17 protein-coding genes and 1 tRNA gene are annotated in these 19,191 nt (G+C 31.3%); 10 read left to right on the plus strand and 8 right to left on the minus strand.

The features are described from left to right. The first annotated feature begins 277 nt into the window (after positions 1-277). Entirely contained in the window at positions 278-3,304 is a 3,027-nt protein-coding gene (locus G9F70_RS20040; RefSeq protein WP_164946910.1) for a vitamin B12-dependent ribonucleotide reductase, read from the plus strand. A gap of 540 nt (positions 3,305-3,844) precedes the next feature. On the opposite strand, the gene G9F70_RS20045 is transcribed toward G9F70_RS20040, so the two are convergent. Both G9F70_RS20045 and G9F70_RS20050 read right to left on the minus strand, forming a co-directional pair. After that, entirely contained in the window at positions 3,845-5,641 is a 1,797-nt protein-coding gene (locus G9F70_RS20045) for a hypothetical protein (protein WP_164946911.1), read from the minus strand. Between the two features lie 482 nt (positions 5,642-6,123). Beyond that, positions 6,124-6,495 (minus strand): hypothetical protein, encoded by a 372-nt coding sequence (locus G9F70_RS20050; protein WP_164946912.1) that lies wholly within the window; start codon positions 6,493-6,495, stop codon positions 6,124-6,126. 330 nt (positions 6,496-6,825) lie between these two features. Here G9F70_RS20050 and G9F70_RS20055 point away from each other — a divergent pair, with 330 nt between their 5' ends. The 5 genes from G9F70_RS20055 to G9F70_RS20075 all read left to right on the plus strand — a co-directional run bounded on the left by G9F70_RS20055 (position 6,826) and on the right by G9F70_RS20075 (position 10,148). Beyond that, a complete protein-coding gene (locus G9F70_RS20055) occupies positions 6,826-7,680 on the plus strand; it encodes a Rossmann-like and DUF2520 domain-containing protein (RefSeq protein WP_164946913.1) in 855 nt (284 codons plus the stop codon). Further along, positions 7,681-8,508 (plus strand): 3-methyl-2-oxobutanoate hydroxymethyltransferase, encoded by an 828-nt coding sequence (panB, locus tag G9F70_RS20060; protein ID WP_164946914.1) that lies wholly within the window; start codon positions 7,681-7,683, stop codon positions 8,506-8,508. It begins immediately after the preceding gene. A gap of 83 nt (positions 8,509-8,591) precedes the next feature. After that, entirely contained in the window at positions 8,592-9,440 is an 849-nt protein-coding gene (gene panC, locus G9F70_RS20065) for a pantoate--beta-alanine ligase (RefSeq protein WP_164946915.1), read from the plus strand. Positions 9,441-9,461: 21 nt separating this feature from the next. After that, positions 9,462-9,845, plus strand: coding sequence for an aspartate 1-decarboxylase (gene panD / locus G9F70_RS20070; RefSeq protein WP_125004503.1), 384 nt, complete (start codon positions 9,462-9,464; stop codon positions 9,843-9,845). A gap of 81 nt (positions 9,846-9,926) precedes the next feature. Continuing rightward, positions 9,927-10,148, plus strand: a complete 222-nt coding sequence (locus G9F70_RS20075; protein ID WP_125004501.1) for a DUF378 domain-containing protein — start codon at positions 9,927-9,929, stop codon at positions 10,146-10,148. Between the two features lie 82 nt (positions 10,149-10,230). On the opposite strand, the gene G9F70_RS20080 is transcribed toward G9F70_RS20075, so the two are convergent. Next, positions 10,231-10,668, minus strand: a complete 438-nt coding sequence (locus G9F70_RS20080; protein ID WP_164946916.1) for a hypothetical protein — start codon at positions 10,666-10,668, stop codon at positions 10,231-10,233. Between the two features lie 59 nt (positions 10,669-10,727). On the opposite strand from G9F70_RS20080, the gene G9F70_RS20085 reads away from it, so the two are divergent. Continuing rightward, a complete protein-coding gene (locus G9F70_RS20085) occupies positions 10,728-11,036 on the plus strand; it encodes a hypothetical protein (protein ID WP_164946917.1) in 309 nt (102 codons plus the stop codon). Between the two features lie 183 nt (positions 11,037-11,219). Next, positions 11,220-12,668, plus strand: a complete 1,449-nt coding sequence (locus G9F70_RS20090) for an NADP-dependent glyceraldehyde-3-phosphate dehydrogenase (protein ID WP_164946918.1) — start codon at positions 11,220-11,222, stop codon at positions 12,666-12,668. A gap of 40 nt (positions 12,669-12,708) precedes the next feature. On the opposite strand, the gene G9F70_RS20095 is transcribed toward G9F70_RS20090, so the two are convergent. Beyond that, entirely contained in the window at positions 12,709-13,437 is a 729-nt protein-coding gene (locus G9F70_RS20095; RefSeq protein ID WP_164946919.1) for a lysophospholipid acyltransferase family protein, read from the minus strand. A gap of 247 nt (positions 13,438-13,684) precedes the next feature. Between G9F70_RS20095 and G9F70_RS20100 the strand changes: the two genes are divergently transcribed. After that, positions 13,685-14,557 carry a ComEC/Rec2 family competence protein gene (locus G9F70_RS20100; RefSeq protein WP_164946920.1) on the plus strand — a complete coding sequence of 291 codons (873 nt, stop codon included), beginning with the start codon at positions 13,685-13,687 and terminating at the stop codon, positions 14,555-14,557. A gap of 152 nt (positions 14,558-14,709) precedes the next feature. On the opposite strand, the gene G9F70_RS20105 is transcribed toward G9F70_RS20100, so the two are convergent. Further along, positions 14,710-14,786, minus strand: a tRNA-Ile gene (locus G9F70_RS20105). A gap of 186 nt (positions 14,787-14,972) precedes the next feature. Between G9F70_RS20105 and G9F70_RS20110 the strand changes: the two genes are divergently transcribed. Continuing rightward, a complete protein-coding gene (locus G9F70_RS20110) occupies positions 14,973-15,383 on the plus strand; it encodes a helix-turn-helix domain-containing protein (RefSeq protein WP_164946921.1) in 411 nt (136 codons plus the stop codon). 341 nt (positions 15,384-15,724) lie between these two features. Here G9F70_RS20110 and G9F70_RS20115 read toward each other — a convergent pair whose 3' ends face one another. From G9F70_RS20115 to G9F70_RS20125, 3 genes are all read right to left on the minus strand, one after another. Beyond that, positions 15,725-16,507 carry a serine hydrolase gene (locus G9F70_RS20115; protein WP_164946922.1) on the minus strand — a complete coding sequence of 261 codons (783 nt, stop codon included), beginning with the start codon at positions 16,505-16,507 and terminating at the stop codon, positions 15,725-15,727. Between the two features lie 538 nt (positions 16,508-17,045). Further along, positions 17,046-17,873: an undecaprenyl-diphosphate phosphatase gene (locus tag G9F70_RS20120; RefSeq protein WP_164946923.1), complete on the minus strand. Its 828-nt coding sequence runs from the start codon at positions 17,871-17,873 to the stop codon at positions 17,046-17,048. Between the two features lie 100 nt (positions 17,874-17,973). Continuing rightward, complete coding sequence (locus tag G9F70_RS20125) at positions 17,974-19,086, minus strand: hypothetical protein (RefSeq protein WP_164946924.1); 1,113 nt, start codon at positions 19,084-19,086, stop codon at positions 17,974-17,976. Positions 19,087-19,191: the final 105 nt, after the last annotated feature.

The raw sequence follows: 19,191 nt of genomic DNA on the forward strand, positions 1-19,191 counted from the left end.
TTTTATAAATTGTCCTATTATTCGCAATATTATTACATAATAATCTGTATTGATTTTTATATAATTTCATTATATAATACCATATATAGTTATGAATTCCTTTGTGATTACTACATATAGTGTGTTATACTATTTTAGCATATAAGATTAAACTAAATAATTGTGAAAATTTTTAGTGTAGTAACATCAGCACGCATAAATATAATTTTAGAATTAATTTATATATTAAGAAAATAATAGGAGGTGAATATACTAGCTTTTTTAGGCTAGTATACTTATGGCGGAGATAAAAAGTTTAATTAAAAGATTTTATACAAGTTCATTAGAAAAAGATAAAAATATTACTGTTTTTGATTTGTTTCATTGGAAAAAGGTAGATGTTTTTCTAAAGGACCATAAAACAAACAAAGTACTTTTAGATATGAAGGATTTAGAATTTCCTGAGCATTACTCGCAAAATTCTTGCGATATTATAGCTTCAAAATATTTCAGAAAATCCGGTGTTCCCACTAAGCAAGGCTACGAAAACAGTATGAAAATGGTAGCTCATAGGCTTGTTAATTTTTGGTGTGAATCCTTAACTGACCAAACAATTATTAAAACTGATGAGGAAAAAAGCATTGTTTATGATGAATTAGTATATGCATTTTTAAATCAAATGTTTGCTCCAAATTCTCCTCAATGGTTTAATACTGGGCTTAACCTCTCTTATGGTATAAAAGGTGGAACCCTAGATAATTTTTATTATGATGAAAGTAAAAAAATGATTGTTAAAAGCGAGGATGCTTATACAAGAACTCAGGCTTCTGCTTGTTTCATTCTCTCAATTGAAGATAAATTACTTGGCAAACACTCAATATCTGAGCAGTATGTAACAGAAACTAAATTATTCAAAGGCGGTTCAGGTACCGGAACAAACTTCTCTAGCATAAGAGGTCGTGGCGAAAGGTTATCTAGTGGTGGAGTCTCTTCAGGTCTAATGAGTTTTTTAAAAGGCCTTGATAGAAATGCAGGAGCAATAAAATCTGGCGGAACTACAAGACGTGCTGCTAAAATGCTATGTCTTGATATTGACCATCCGGAAATAATGGAATTTATGACTTGGAAAGCTAAAGAAGAAGATAAGGTACGCGCTCTTACCAAAATGGGTTATGATGGCAACTTTGAAGGAGAAGCTTACGAGACCGTATCTGGACAAAACGGAAACAATTCCATAAGATTTTCAGATGAATTCATGATGAAGGTTGATGACCTTTCAAAAAATCCTAAGCAGACTATTACTCTTAAAGGAAGAGCTGACAACTCAGTTAATAAAGATATACCTGTTAAGAAGCTATGGGATACCTTTAATAAAGCTGCTTGGTTATGCGCAGATCCAGCTCCCCAGTTTGATGATACCTTTAATGCATGGCACACTTGTCCAGCTGGAGAAGATGGCGCAGTTAATGCAAAGCACAATAGAATTAATTCAACTAACCCTTGTGGAGAATATGCATTTTTAGATGATACTTCCTGTAATTTAGCCTCTATTAATATTTATAAATTCTATGACAGTAAAACTAAAAAATTAGATATAGATGGATATGTTCATTTAATAGGACTTACTCAATTAATCCTTGAAGCTTCCATACATTGGGGCCAATTTCCTACAGAAGATATAGCAAGAAAAACACACTTATTTAGAAGCACAGGACTTGGAATTGCAAACCTCTCTTCACTACTTATGGTAATGGGATACGCCTATGACTCAGAAGATGCTAGAAATTTAGCTTCCTCGCTAACTGGAATAATGACAGCTCAGTCTTATTATGTCTCATCCCTCATGGCAAAAGAACTAGCTCCTTTTGAAAAATATGAAATTAACAAAACATATATGCAACTAGTTATAAGAAATCACGCTAGAGCAGCTGGAGCTCTAAATACTGAATTTGAAAATTTAAACTATGAGCCTGTAAAAGTTAATCACAATCTTTTAAAGGGCAACTCTCTAGGTTATATAAGTGAAACCTTAAAAAATTGCTTCACAAAAGCATTAAATAGTGGTGAAAAATACGGTTTTAGAAATGCCCAAGTTACAGTTATAGCTCCTACTGGTACTATTTCCTTTGCTATGGATTGTGGAGCAACCTCTATAGAACCATATTTCAGCCATTTTATTTATAAAAAATTATCTGGTGGCGGTTATATGACCATGGTTAATCCGGTAATTAAAGCTTCCTTAACTAACCTCGGATATTCTCAAATCCAAACAAATGATATTCTAGACTATATCCTAAGAAAAGAAAAAGTTAATGAAAACGGCTTTGAGTACGAAAAAATTATTGATGGAAAAATCGAGGGCGCTCCACATTTAAAACCTGAACATTTAGCTATATTTGATACAGCAAACAAATGCGGTAGTGGAAAAAGATACATTCCATTTATGGGACATGTTCTCATGATGGCAGCAATAACTCCGATGATATCAGGTTCTATATCAAAAACTGTAAATTTACCTAAAAATGCCACTATAGAAGATTTTAAAGAAGTCATACTTAACTCTTGGAAATTAGGTGTAAAAGGCATAGCCTTATATAGAGATGGTTCAAAGGCAAGTCAGCCTTTAAACACTACCCTATCTCAAGATAAAGAACTATCCCTTGAAGATTTATCCTATGCGGATCTTTTAAAGAAAGCAAAGACGCAAGAGGAAATTTCCAATCATTCTACAAGAGAAAAACCAATTGGAATCCGTTATGGCACTACTCATCCTGCTCAAATTGATGATGTAAAAGTCTATACTACTGTAAATAGACGTTCAAATGGAGAAATCTCTGAAATATATATAACAACAGATAGAGAAGGTACTATTATTACTGGATTACTCAATTCTCTTTCAAAATCAATTTCAGTAATGCTTCAATATCACGTACCTGCAGAAGATATTTCTAAAATGCTTCGCGGACAAAAATTTGAACCTTATGGTTTTGTACAAAAACATCCTTATATTAAATCTGTTTCTTCTATATCTGATTTAATTAGCAAAATAATTGATATAGAACTAGGCGACTATACAAGATGTCAAATTAAACCTGAAAATTACGGCAACACTGATATACCTAAAAACCCACTAATGCCAGATGAAAATGAAATTTCAGCTAGCATAGTAGAAAATGAAAATGTATCTACCTTCAAAAACACTGAAAAGCCTAAAGGAGAAAGGTTATACTCTGAAACCTGCTCTCATTGTTCAAGTACTAAACTTGTTAAAAGCGGTACTTGCAAGGTTTGTCTAGATTGTGGAACAACTACGGGGTGTAGTTAAACACTGTAGTTAAACACTGTAGTTAACCACTGGGGACAGTTAACAACTAATAGTTATATCTCTGCTCTAATAGTAGAAATACAACTTTGAACTTTGCTGATACAACTATGAGGTTTACTACAAAATAAATATTTATTCATAAGTAATCAAATAAAACCTACTAAACTGATTTTTATCAATTTAGTAGGTTTTATTAAATTCTTTGGCCTTTCTGTGTCTTGATCCTCATTGGAAATGTAGCATAAAATACTGCCCTATCTTTAAAATATGTTTGTTTTGCATTTGTACTATGAATTGATTTCCTTTTTCATCTTCACAAAACAAATCATATATTGCCTTACGGCTAGTATAACAATCCCCTTGCATTTCATTCTTTATTCCTTCTTTTTCATCACTATCTGATTTAAGTTTAGGTACATTACTAACAAAAACTGCTATTGCTATGAGCAGAAAAATAGAACCGCCACCGAAATGACGATTCTCTCTTTGCTTATCTTTTTAAACTTCCATATTCGCCCAGGGGTCTGACCCCTTTAATGCTTATTGTAGTTGTAAACTAGGTGGATTCGTTTGCCCTTCTGCGCCATATGGTACTGCCTTTGATTTCTCACTTTCACGTTTAGCCTTGGTTGTTACTGATATATATATACTTCCGCCTTCTGATTTTGGAAGTGTAATACTTAATGTTGCTGTTGCTGTAGGTATTGCATCTTTTGCTAGTTTTTCACCTTTTGCTAGTTTGTCTGCTTTTGCTATTGCTGTTCCTATTGGTTTTGCGCCTTTTTTACTTTCTTCGTATATTGTAACTACATCTCCTAATTTTAAATCTTTAACTGTTATTGTATCTAGTTCCAATGCATTATTGACAACTGTCACTATTGATGATGGCATATCCGTAACCGCTTCTGCTATATAGCCTTTTGGTCCTACTTTATAACTTTCAAGCAAACCCTTTTTGGTTACTGTTACATATATTCTTCTATTTGTATTTTCAATGTTTCCCTCGTCCTCGTAAAGTTGTGGAATGCTTATTGTCGCTTTTGCTGTTTTTGTTGCTTTATCTGCTTTTGCTGTTGCTGTTCCAATTGGTGCTTTAAGAAACGCCCCTTCAAAAATAGTTGTCGCTTCTGCAAGTTTACTTAGTGCCGCTGATGCTGGTTCTGCTGCTGTTGCTGCTCTTGATGCTTCTGCTGCTGCTGCTACTACTAATTTTTCTAATGTTATTTTGTTTTCTGGGGTTACTGCATAATCTGAGTTTGTTGTTAATTGCGTTAATATTGCTATGTCTTGTTGGTCTTGTAATAAATTTACTGCCTTGTTTAATGCATTAAATCGTGCTGTAATTGCGTTATTTAATTTTACCATTGCTGCTATTTTTTCTGATTCTGTTGCTATTGGTGATGCTGATACTACAGCTTCTTCTTTTGCTGCTACTACTGCTGCGTCTTTTGCTACTAGTAATTTATCTACTGCGTTTACTTTCTCTGATGCTGTTGCTGCTAATTTTGCTGCTATGTCTGCTGTTCTAGCATACCCATAATTTCCCCCAGCTTCAAATATATCTTTAGCAAATTGGTTCATTGATTGCAACTGGTATTGATTTGCCCCTTCAATTGCACACTTCCTTGCATATTCAAGTTTTGTGTTTGCTTCTTTTATCGCATTCGTAAGTTGCGCTTCTATTGTTACTAGGAATATATATGTTTGCGTTTTTGTTGTTGTTTGTGTTGCTACTTGTTCTCCACTTACTGATTCTGAGTATACTTTAACTATATCTCCTACTTCTAAACCTTCAACTGTTACCGTGTCTGGTATTCCTGCATTATTCTCAACAGAAACATTATCAACTTTTATTAATGGAGTTCGGCCTTCTTTTTCATATGGTACTTTTTGTGCAGTACTTTCATGCAACCCCTTTCTTTTTACTGTTACGTATATAAATCCTCCAGCTGGCTCCTCAAATAAACCTCCCATTACCGGAAATTCTGCACTTACTGTTGCTGATGCTGTTGTTACTGTTGCACCTTTTGTTGCTTTGTCTGCTTTTGCTGTTGCTGTTCCTATTTGTGTTACTGTTCTTCCTGTTACTATTGCTGATACATCTACTGGTGCTACTATTCCACTTCCGTCTAGTTGTACTATTGAATATACTTTAACTATATCTCCTACCACTAAACCTGTAACTGTTAATGTATCTGGCATTCCCGCATTGTTTTTAGCAGTTATTATGGTTCCTGTAACTTGACCCACCGTTTCCGCAAAAACCGTTCCTGTTGATGGTAAAATCATTGTTATAAATACTACTACACTTAGTGCTTTTGATAATATCTTCTTCATTAATTTTATCTCCCCTTACTCTTTTATTATTTAGTCATATAAAAATAAATAACAAGTCAAAGATACTGGTATATTTTATGTCAAACAAAAAGCAATTTTCGTAGCTAGTATCACTATCCACGGGCTCTACTGACTCAAAATAGACTAGAATACTAACTTGTTATTTATTTTCACATTCCTTTACTACGATTGTTCTTTGTTTTAAAAAGATTTTAACTTGATTTATGGAAAAAATCATATGGATAGGAAAATCATATGTATATATATTATCGGGTAATTATACTTATACTTTATACTTATTAATTAAATAGTAAATTTAATATTTTTTACAATAAAATTTTTATAGCTGCTTTAAGAATAATTACTGCTTTTTATACACTTATGCTTAGCACAAGTGTAATATATTCTAATGTACCTAAAACAAAAAAAGGAATATAAATTTCATATAGAAATTTATATTCCTTTTATATTTATTTTTCATACTATTTTTTATTGTTTTTAACTCTATTTGGCTTAGCCTTAGGTCTCATTACTATGTCGTCTTTCTTATCTTTTTTTGAATTAGTATTTGTATAATTTGTTTTAGAAACACTTCTCTTTTTAATAAATCCCGATAAATCCATAAACCACAAAAATAAAATAACAAATATTCCTGGTATTATATTGTTAGCTACATATTTTGGCATATTTGGGCATATTATCGTAGGAAGCACAAATGATGCCATAGCTATTCCAAGTACTACCCACTTGTTAATCTTTATCTTATATAGTACATAAGTTTTTAAAACATTATATAACACAAGCGAAAGAAGTGAAACTGCCACAATGCTAAGTATTGTTATAAACATATTCATTTTATCCCTCTTTTCTATAGTTCACATTAAAATAAACGTATACTATACATTATCAAACATTTTTTAATATATATCAATAGCTTATGCATTAATTAATTTATATATTTATATTTGTATTAAGAAAAATATTATGCTAAAATATTTGTGGGTAGTATCGAACACGAACTGCACCGAATTGTTTAACATATTATTAGTAGCGGTTTAATCCACATTAGTGGTTTAATTTGTTTTTTTCTGCTCATATCTTTATGAATGAGACAGCTATACAGGAGTCTTCCACCCTCAGATACCTGAGGTGCTTTTACTTTGTATTACATTGGAGGCGATATTATGGTTATCGGCTTTATTGGATGTGGAAAGGTAGGTTTTTCCCTTGGAAAATATTTTTCATTAAAAGGAATAACGTTATCTGGCTACTATAGTAAATTTTATAAAGATGCTAAAGAAGCATCTAAGTTTACTAACTCAAAAGCTTATGAAAACATTAATGATTTGGTACGGGATAGTTCAATAATTTTTATTACTACTCCTGATGATTCCATTCATGAAGTTTTGCAGAGATTGTCAAATTTTGACTTAACTAATAAAATAATATGTCATACTAGTGGTTCCTTAACCTCTAGCATTTTTTTAGATATAAACAATTCAGATGCATTCGCATATTCAATTCACCCTATTTTCCCATTTTCCGATAAATATAACTCCTATAAAACCTTACAAAATGCTCGTTTTTCTATTGAAGGACCCGAAGAGCATATACCTGTGCTCAAAGATTTTATTCAGTCTTTAGGTAACAAATCCTTTACTATTAACAAAGAGGATAAGGCACTTTATCACCTAGCTAGCGTCACAGTATCAAATTTAGTACTATCTTTAATTAATACTGGGTGCAGTTACTTAAGTCAATGTGGGATTAGTGAAAATGATGCGCTTCAAGCATTACTGCCCTTGATCCAAAATAATATTGATAATATAAAAACCAAAGGCTTTATAAGTTCTTTAACTGGTCCTATTGAAAGAAATGATTTGAATACAGTAAAACAACATATAGGGGCCGTACCTACTGTAGATGTGAAAACATATAAAAATTTATCATTAAATCTACTATCCTTATCACAGGAGAAGCATAGTAATAAAGACTATAGCAAACTTAAAGAATTTTTAAAGATGCAGGAGGATAACTAAGTGAAAAATTCTATTTCAACCTTTATATCCGCAAAACACAACCGTGAAAAATTAACAATGCTCACAGCTTATGATTACTCCATGGCAAAACTAATTGATGAATGTGGTGTTAATGGGATTTTAGTTGGGGATTCTTTGGGCATGGTCTGTCTGGGCTACAAGAACACCTTAAGTGTCACTATGGAAGACATGTTACATCATACTAAGGCTGTTGCCAGGGGCACCACAAATGCTCTTGTAGTTTCTGATATGCCTTTTATGTCCTATCAAACTTCACTATATGATGCAGTTAAAAATGCAGGAAGATTTGTACAAGAGGCTGGAGCGGAGGCAATAAAACTGGAGGGTGGTGCTATAGTTTGCCCACAAATTCAAGCTATAGTGAATGCTCAGATCCCTGTAATGGGTCATATAGGGCTAACTCCTCAATCTGTTAATATGTTTGGAGGCTTTAAAGTCCAAGGTAAAAATATTGTTGATGCAAAAAAACTTATTGAGGATGCAAAAAAAATAGAGGCTGCAGGCGCATTTGCTATTGTACTTGAATGTATCCCATCTAAACTTGCAGATATTATATCAAAGGAAATATCTATACCAACTATTGGCATAGGTGCTGGTGGTGGCTGTGACGGACAAATTTTAGTATATCAAGATATGCTTAATATGTTCTCAGATTTTAAACCCAAATTTGTGAAAACCTTTGCAAATATTGGAGACCTCATGCGCGATGGTTTTAAATCATACATTAAAGAGGTTACCCAAGGAACTTTCCCAAGCGATGAACACTGTTTTAAAATAGATGATGAAATTTTAAGCAAATTATACTAATCTTAATTTATTTTTATTTAGGAAGGAAGTGAAGCGGACATTAATAGTGCGTGTAAAATTACACCTTATTTTGTCCACCAAAAATGAAGACTGTAAAAACTATTTTAGAAGTTAGAAATCAAGTACAAGCTTGGAAAAAAGAAGGCTACAGCATTGCCTTAGTTCCTACTATGGGATATTTACATGAAGGTCATGCAAGTCTTATAAAACGTGCTGCAAGTGAAAATGAAAAAGTTGTAGTAAGCATATTTGTGAACCCTATTCAGTTTGGTCCAAAAGAAGATCTAGCTTCTTATCCAAGGGATTTAGATAGAGATACAATTCTATGTGAAAGTGCTGGAGCCAATTTAATTTTCACTCCAGAAGTTTCAGAAATGTATTATGTAGATGCTCTAACAAATGTCTCAGTAAATGGCCTTACAAATGGCTTATGTGGTGCTAAAAGGCCTGGCCATTTTGACGGCGTATGCACTGTAGTTTCAAAGCTATTTAATATAGTTTTACCTGATAAAGCTTATTTTGGAGAAAAGGATGCTCAGCAATTAGCTGTAATTAAACGAATGGTTCACGATTTAAATTTCCCTATAGAAATTATTGGGTGCCCTATTGTGCGTGAAGAAGACGGTCTTGCAAAAAGTTCACGTAATAATTATTTATCCTCAAAAGAAAGAAAAGCAGCTTTAATTTTAAATAAAAGCTTAACTAAAGGTAAAGAGTTGTTATCAGCTAGTGAAAAGTCTGCTGAACTTTTAAAAGAAATCATAAAAAATGAACTTGAAAGCGAAGTTTTGGCTAAAATAGATTATATCGAAGTTGTAGATGCCCTATCCCTCACTACTATAGATATCGTTGACAAACCTATTCTTGTCGCTATAGCTGTATATATTGGCAAAACAAGACTAATAGATAATTTTATATGGGAATCAAAATAAAAAAAAAGGGAGGGTCAACAATTGATAATAACTATGTTAAAATCTAAAATACACAGAGCCACTATTACAGAAGCTAAATTAAATTATGTGGGAAGTATAACTATAGATAAAACCCTAATGGACAATGCAAATATCCTAGAATATGAAAAAGTTCAAATAGTTGATATCGACAATGGAGAAAGATTTGAGACTTATGCCATCGCTGGAGAGCCTGGTAGTGGAGTTATTTGTATAAATGGTGCCGCTGCAAGATGTGTTCAGCCTGGAGATAAAATAATAATTATGACTTATTGCCTAATTAATGAGGAAAAAGCTAGGAAATTTAAACCTCTAGTAGTATTTATTGAAGGCACCAATGTGATAAAAGAAGTTACCCACTATGAAATACATGGCGAAATAAAATAATTTTTTTTATAATCAAGTAATAATTTTTTAAAAATTGTAAACACTAGTACTGAAAACTATATTAAAAAGGAGATGTATACGTTGAAAGCATTAGATACTACTGCACTCGTATTAGTTATTATAGGAGCTGTAAATTGGGGACTAATTGGATTTTTCCGATTTGACCTAGTATCAAGCTTATTTGGTACTGGTACTGCATTCACTAGGATTATATTTGCTCTAGTAGGTATAGCTGGTCTTTATTCCTTATCTTTATTAGGAAGAGGCAGAGATACAGACAGAGACAGAACTGAAGTTAAATAAATGTGCTAAACATAATAAAAAAGAAGTTGAAGTTTAAAATTCAGCTTCTTTTTTATTGAAATAAATTTTACTTTAAAAACTTTCAAATAAACCTTAACTGAACTAAAGCAGTTTTATCCCTAACTCTTATTACAATTAAGCTATAGGAATCTTTTTTGTCTATCTCTTGTATAATTGTTAAAAATTTTTCATCTACCACCATTAATCTAATGCCTGTTTTGCTTTGAAGTTCATAACCCTTTGAACCTTTTACTATAAATAGATTATCCCAAGGCTTAGGAATATAATCACTAAAATTTATTTCGAAAATTAACCCTTCTTTCTGAAGTAATCTTATTAGACTATTATATTCATCATATAATACATCATTTGTACACTTTAATTTCTGCACTACAGAATTATTATGCGCCAGCAAATTATTTTGCTGCATTATTTCTAATTCGTATTGGGTCTTTTTAAGCTCTAGCTTCCTCATCTTATTTTTAATTGTCTCTAAATAATAATTATTATTTTTATCCATTAACTTTACCTTGCCTTTCCTAGTATTCTTTAGGTAGAATATAATTGAGGTGATTATATATGAATAAATTTATAGATTGGATTGTTTCTAATTTAAAATATATAGGTGAAAAAAATAAATTATTTCTAATACAATTTTATAATAAAATAAACTTTTTAATCAATAAAAATCTTACTTTAAACAAAATGTATCAACCAATTATTAGAGAACAAATGGATACAAACAAAAATTTACAGAAAACTTTAAAAATTCTAGAAAACAAAAATAATCAAGTCCAAAATAATATATTAAAACTAGAAAATCAAAATTCATTACTAGAATCTAAAATATCTATAATCCAAAATCTAATAACCAAGCGTCATGACTAATCATCACTTTGGTGCTGTAATCATCACTCTGACGCTGAGGTAATCACATACATTGCCAATCAATAATATACTTATCTTTGGTAAATACTATAATGAGACGCAAACAAACAAATTGCAAGCAAGTATTCTTGTTATTTGTTTGTTTATGCCAAACCTAACAATTTTAAAGCGAGGTGTTTCATATTGTTCAATAGTATTGTCAAAGATAAAAATTACAAAAATTTATTTAATGGTGATTGGGTTACATCTAATAATACCATAGATATTCTCTCTCCTGTAGATAACAGTTTAGTAGGTACAATACCTGCTATGAGCAAAGATGAAGCTAATATAGTTATTCAAAATTCAAAAACTTCTCAAAAAAATTGGGCTAATATGGCCATTAGCTCCCGTGCATCAATTTTGCATAAAGCGGCTGCCCTACTGGATGAAAATGTTGATTACTTGTCCCAGCTCATGCAAGTGGAAATTGCTAAAGATAAGCACTCCTGCATTGCTGAGATAAAAAGAACTGCGGATTTTATTAGATTTACTGCTGATGCTGGCAAATATTTAGAAGGTGAAACTATAGGTGCAGATAATTTTCCTGGTTTTAAGAAAAACAAAATATCCTTTGTCACCAAAGTACCAGTAGGCGTTGTCCTTGCTATTTCACCTTTTAACTATCCCATTAATCTTTCTGCATCTAAAATTGCGCCAGCCCTTATTGGTGGGAATAGCGTAATTTTAAAGCCTTCCACTCAAGGAGCTATTAGTGCACTCCATTTGGTTGCAATTTTTCATGAAGCCGGTGTTCCCCATGGAGTAATAAACACAATAACAGGTAGAGGCTGCGAAATAGGTGATTATTTAGTAACCCACAAAGATATTAATTTTATCAACTTTACTGGAAGTACTCAGGTAGGAAAACATATAGCTGTAATTGCTGGTATGGTGCCTATGATTATGGAGCTTGGTGGCAAAGATGCAGCTATAGTACTTTGCGATGCTGATATCGAAAGTGCTGGCAGAGATATCGTTACTGGGGCCTTTAGCTATTCTGGTCAAAGATGCACCGCAGTTAAAAGGGTTTTAGTTATAAATGATGTTGCAGATAGCCTTACTTACGAATTAATGAAAAATATCAAATTGCTGAAAATTGGGAATCCAGAAGATGATTGTGATATAACCCCACTCATAGATAATAAAGCTGCAGACTACGTTCAAGAACTCATAGATGATGCCCTAGCTCATGGAGCTACGCTATTATGTGGAAATAAACGAAATGCTAATTTAGTTTACCCAACCTTATTTGATAATGTAACTACAGATATGAGGCTCGCTTGGGAAGAACCCTTTGGCCCAGTGCTACCAGTGATTAGAGTTAAAAATATTAAGGAAGCTATAGATATAGCTAACAGATCTGTTTATGGTCTTCAAACTTCTGTTTACACTAAAAATATAGATGATGCCTTTAATATTGCCAATAAACTCGAGGTAGGTACCGTTCAAATTAATAATAAACCTGAAAGAGGTCCTGACCATTTTCCTTTCTCAGGGACAAAATCCTCTGGTATGGGTACTCAAGGCATAAGATATAGCATTGAAGCTATGACTAGGTTAAAATCTACAGTTTTACTCATAAATCCATAGAGAAATTTAAAGAAGCAGCTTTTACAAACTGCTTCTTTCTTTATTTTCTTTTATTCTCCATATTAATATTTGTTTGGATTATATTTTTTACAACTTCTGATATCTCAGCTTTCTCTTCCTTTGACATTTTATCCATATATATTGGTTTATCAAATATAAGCTTGGCATTTGCCTTTTTAACTTTTCCATTATTACCTTCCATAGCTTTATGCGTATCATAAAAGGTTATAGGAACAATCGGAACCCCAGCTTTTATTGCCAGTCTCATACTACCTTTTTTAAATTCCCCTATATTATTACTTCTACTTCTAGTACCTTCTGGAAAAATAATCATAGAATATCCATTCTTTAAATTTTCAACACCTTCTGAAATTGATTTTAAAGCCTCTCTTGGATTTTCTCTATCCATAAATACAGAATGAATTTGCCTCATCCAATAACTCATTACTGGTATTTTTTCCATCTCTTTTTTAGCAACTGCACCAGTAAGGCTATTCATATTAGCTAATATCACTGGTATATCAAGATTACTTTGGTGATTTCCCACAAAAACGCAAGGCTCTTTTGGTATGTTTTCTTTGCCTATAACGGTTAAATTTAAACCTGCAATCCTAATTACAAAATTAGACCAATTCCTAACCACCTTAGCTAAATAAGCATCCACCTCTTCTGTAGTTTTATGCTTTTTTATGCTATTAAGTTGTATTTTCTTAAAGGCTTTCCCAATCAAATCAATAATAAAACATAAATAAAAATATCCCGTTCTCATATCTCTGTTCCTTTCATTTTAAGATTAAATCATCATCTGAAATGTGGTTAAACTATAACTATAACTATAACTATAACTATAACTATAACTATAATTATACTATTTAATATGCCTTATTTCAAATTTTTCCACTAGCGCATGAGTAAATTGCAATTTGGAGCATCTTTTTTCTTAGATTTTGATATTTTTTTATTTAAATGGATAAAATTATTTATGTACTTGAAATATTATATAGGAGATTAATCATATGCCAAAGAAACCCTGGTTAAAATACGCCTTAATTTGCACTATATTAGTTTTTGTAAGTATAGCCGTAGCTGTAATTTATAAATATAATATAAAAACTAACATAAACCTTAAAAACAACATGGTCACTCATTTTATTGATGTAGGACAGGGTGATTGTACCCTTATTCAAGTAAATAATAAAAACTTATTAATTGATAGTGGTACCAGCGATTCAAGTAGAAAAGTAATTAGGTATCTAAAAAAAAATAAAATTACTAAGCTAGACTATTTAATTGCAACTCATCCCCATGAAGATCATATAGGGGGTATGGCTAGTGTAATTAAAACTTTTAAGGTGGATGAATTTTATGCCCCTAAAGTTACATCTGACACACAAGCATTTGTTGATATGATTAGGGCTTTAAAAAATAAAGGTCTTAAAATAAAAATAGCTAAACCTAATATAACTTTAGATTTAGGCCCGAGTGTCACCTGTCTTATGCTATCACCTAGCAAAACCACCTACAAAGATACTAATAATTACTCTTGTGCGATAAAAATATCTTATAAAAATTCGACTTATTTATTTACGGGTGATATTGAAAAGCTAAGTGAAGATGAGATATTAGATAAAGGTTACGATTTAAGTGCTGAGGTTCTCAAAGTAGCTCATCACGGTAGTCATTCCTCAACCACGCAAGAATTTTTAAATAGAGTTTCTCCAAAAATTGCAGTAATAAGTTGTGGAGCCTATAATAGTTATGGTCATCCAAATAGTGAAACTCTAGATAAACTTAAAAAGTTAAATTGTATTATCTATAGAACTGATTTAGAGCAAAATATTGTACTCATAAGTGATGGTATAACCACAAGTAGATTGGTCGTAAAGTGAGCCTGTTTTAAAATTGTACCTTCCATTTTATAATGTATAAGCTAATGAACTCTTTTTAATTTTATGCATAAAAAAATAACCAGCACAATAGCTAATTATTTTTTCAAAATTCCTTTTAAAATATTTCTTTTAATTTAATCCAAAAATAACAATGGTGGGTCTAAATGGACTCGAACCATCGACCTCACGCTTATCAGGCGTGCGCTCTAACCAGCTGAGCTATAGACCCATGATATCCTTATCAAACTGTGACTTTATAAGTATAATATCTATTTTTTACTTTGTCAACACCTTTCTATATTCTTATGATTCTATGATTCATTTATGATAATGTCTTAATATACCGCATTTGATTATGTCCCCAATATAAAAATGCTGTATAATAAACCTCATGACTAGAGATGAGGTGCTGATAATGAGAAAGATGAATTTAACTATGGAAGAAATGGATAAGTACTCTACTATAAAAAAATTAATAGAAACAGATGGCAATAAAAAGCGGGCAGCTATTGCTCTCAATTGTTCGGTTAGGCATATTAACAGAATGATTAAAAGGTATAAAAAAAGTGGAAAGGAATTCTTTATTCATGGTAATAGAGGGCGAAAGCCCGCACATGCTCTTGATGCTAATACCAAGCAGTTAATCCTAGATTTACACTGCACCAAATACCCTGAAGCCAATATTACTCACTTCTCTGGATTGCTAAAAAAACACAAAAATATAACGGTTTCTGCTAGCGCCATTCATTCTATCCTTATGCAGGATTTCATCCTGCCAACGCTACATACCACCAATGAGTCATCCTTGGAAACAAGCTTCATTTGAGAATAAAATTCAAAATATAATTAAAAGCAAATACAAGGGTTTTTAAATCTATTGTGCGGAGTATGATTTCTAAATTAAGTATTTTTTCTTATATTATGCTAACAAAAGTATATATTGCGTAGAATGCTTCTGAACAAGCCTTAGTAATTCTTAATTTATTTTATTTATAGATGCGTAAAGAAAATCACATGTTTGAGCGTTAGCGAGTTTGTGATTTTTAGCATCTATAAATAAAATAAATTTTAGAATTACTTGGCGAAGTGAAAGCATTCCTAGCAATATATACTTTTCGTTATAGCATAATATAAGAAAAAACTCTTAATCAAAATTCATTCTCTATCCTACTTCCAATCTTTATCTATAATATCCCACATCATCTTCCCAACCCTAGATATAGTAGTTATTCCATAAACATTGTTAGGTAAGTTGTTAGCCATTACTGTAAAAAGGAAATTTCCTTTTTCAATCATCATTAAAGTTGTATCATTTTCAACAGTTTCAAGGCTACCCCCTTTATTAGCAATATTCTCTTGGATCTGCTTTGGTGCATAAAAAGGCAATTTATTTGTAACCTGTTGTTTCTTTAATATTCTTATAAGCAAATCACTATTTTCTTCATTTAAGTATTGCTTTAGATATAATAGTTTAAAACACTTGCTTAAGTCAAAGCTACTAGTAGTATTCTCCAACTCTTCCTGTTCCAACTTAATATCTGTTGTAATCCTTTTCAATTTTGTGTTTTTAAGTCCCATATCTTTAAATAATTCGTCTATTCGCTGCATGCCCAAAACTTCAATTATTTTATTTGCTGCAGTATTATCACTTTGTATAAGCATTGCTATTAATAAGTCAAATATTGAATATTCTTTTCCTGAAAATTCATGTATAATTCCATTTGAGCCATGAATTTTATCCCCTGATTTTATTTTAATTTTGGATTGTAAATCTATTTTTCCATTTTGCACTTCTTTAAGCAAACTCATGGCTAGTGGTAACTTTATACATCCAGCCGATACCATTTCTTTATTCTCATTAAGACCATATAGATATCCACTATTTATTTCTTCAAAATAAAAACTATAATTACCTTCTCTTGTTTCTAAATATTTTTTTATTACTTTCATAATATCCTCCTGGTTTTTGTCTAGAGTATAGCAATAATCAATTGTTATCCTCAATATTTTAATTGCACTACTAAAAATCTCCAAGTTAAATTCCAATGCTTCTAGCTACTTTAACTAATTCTCCGCTGTGGCCTACATTTTTGGTATCCCCCATAATATTTTATTTCCTGTAAGACAATCCCTATTCCCAAATTTTGCAGTGTTAACTAAATCCACAGCCATCAGTCAATATTCCTACTATTTTTATATTTTGTACCATATACACTCCCCCAAACTCTATTTGACTTATTATACACCTTAAAGCAGAAAATATAAATGATACCTGCCTATTAGTTAAATATTCTCAACTTTTCACAAATAGCATAGCTTAATAAAAAAAACATCATATTATATAAATATTATAGGCTATAAAAGGCGAAAATCTAAATATTACTAGAGTATTGTGTAGCATATTAAATCTTTAATCAACATATTACTGTAATTACTAACTAAAGCTAAAGAAATTATTCATCAGCTTTAGTCCTCAAAATATTATTATTTATAATGAAATATTCGCAAATTTAATTATAAATAGCAATGTTATACCCACAATTATTCTATAGATGGCGAAAACCTTCATAGGTTTATTTTTTAAATAAGAAACAAATTTTTCAACCACAATTAATGCGACTAAAAAAGCAGTTACAAATCCAACACCCAAAGTAATAATTTCCCCATTACTAAAATTCATTCCACTTTTATATAGTGTTAATCCTGTGGCTCCTACCATAGTTGGTATGGCTAAAAAGAATGAAAACTCAGTTGCAGCAACTGTAGAAACACCACTAATCCACCCTCCCATTATAGTAGATGCAGACCTAGACATACCTGGCCATAGTGCAAAACATTGAAATAATCCTATTTTAATTGACTGTTTAATTGTTATTTGCTCTATACTTTTTGTTGTATCCTTTGATCTAAATTTCTTTTCTATAATAATCATTAGAATTCCACCAACTACTAAAGCCAAGGCTACAGTTCTTGGATTAAAAAGATATTCATCTATTTTATCATTTAGAAGAAACCCAAAGAATGCAGCGGGAATAAATGCAACTATTATATTAGTCCAAAACTTAATTCCTGAAGGTCTCCCCTTAAAAAACTCCAAAACTGAAGTCCATATTTTATTCCAATATAAAACTATAATTGCAAGAATAGCCCCCAATTGAATGACTACTTCAAATGAATTTGCAAATTCACCTTTGAAATTTATCATATTTCCCACAATGATCATATGCCCCGTGGAAGAAATAGGTATAAATTCTGTTATTCCTTCTACTATAGCTATTATTATAGCTTTTAACACCAATATAACGTTTAAATCCATGTATTATCCGCTCCTTACGACAATAATTTATAAAATCTTTTCTATTATACTATATTCAAGCAGTTAATATAGTTAGAATTATATTTTATTGTTTAAATGTTTATTTTTCTATTATAATTTCCTTCTGCATCGTCTTGCCATCTAGTGATAATTTAATAGAATTTATTCCTTTGACAATTTGTAAATCTACAAAAGTATCTACCTTTATATAGTCGCCGCCATTGATGCTTATAAAATATTTTTTAAGCATATAACTATTGATAAAAGCTCCCAGGGTAAATTTTTGTCCTTCTTTTGTGTCATTTTTCAAATCTCTCTTTGCAAGTATTAAAGTTGGAATTTTCTCCTCACCTTTATTCACATATTGTATTTTCGGAGATATATTAAAAACCTTTGGGTTATTAACAAAGATAGTAGGTTGAATAAACCCCTCCTTTGTTTCTATCTCTGGGAGCTGCCCTTGTTTCAAAAAAGTAAGTTTAGAATTGCTCCTCAGCTCCCCATATTTATTATTATCCACAGATATACTATAACTTTCATAGTAGCTCCCCATACTTTTAATATACTTCTTACTATCTTTTAAAAGATGGATTTTAACTTTTCCTATTCCCTTGCTTATTATTTCAATAGCACTTAGTGGAATCTCTTCATCTGTCATATACGTTCCATTGACACCATCTATCATTATCCATTTATTGTATTTACTGCTCCATATTTCACATACATTAAAATATGATTTTCCACTAATTTTTTTATCAGTACTTCTCAATACTCCAGGACGTACATTAATTCCAATAGAAGCTAAACACTCCTCATAAATAGTTGCATAATCACTGTCTGATATTTTATTTTCAGAAGTAGCTGCCTCCATTATTTCTAAAGCACTTTTATCACTAGTCATGGAGTTACTTTGAGCTTTTACTTTTCCATTAATAAATTCCATAATTTTTATGGAGTTATCAAATTGGTCCTTCTTTCCATCTATAAGTTTATCTAGTCCATAGTTTTTCTTAAGTTTTAATAAATTTTCATTTTGGGGATTTAAGTAGTAAAAATGAATATTATCTCCAGTATAAAAATTTTCCCATTTAGTAACTCTTAACCCTTCTTCCCTATTATTTAAATCAGCTCTAGATTTAAAACTCAAAAAAATTATAGCCGCTGTTATGATAATAAAAAATAAAATTCTATAAAGAATGCTATTTTTTTTCATAATTCCTCCTTAAGTGTTCTTATTGTTAATAAGAATAATTTATAAATTGTTATCTACACTACAGCAGATTCACATTTATTTAATGAGTATATCATATTTATAGCA

This window comes from Clostridium sp. FP1, from assembly GCF_011065975.2.
Taxonomy (GTDB): domain Bacteria; phylum Bacillota; class Clostridia; order Clostridiales; family Clostridiaceae; genus Clostridium_AD; species Clostridium_AD tagluense.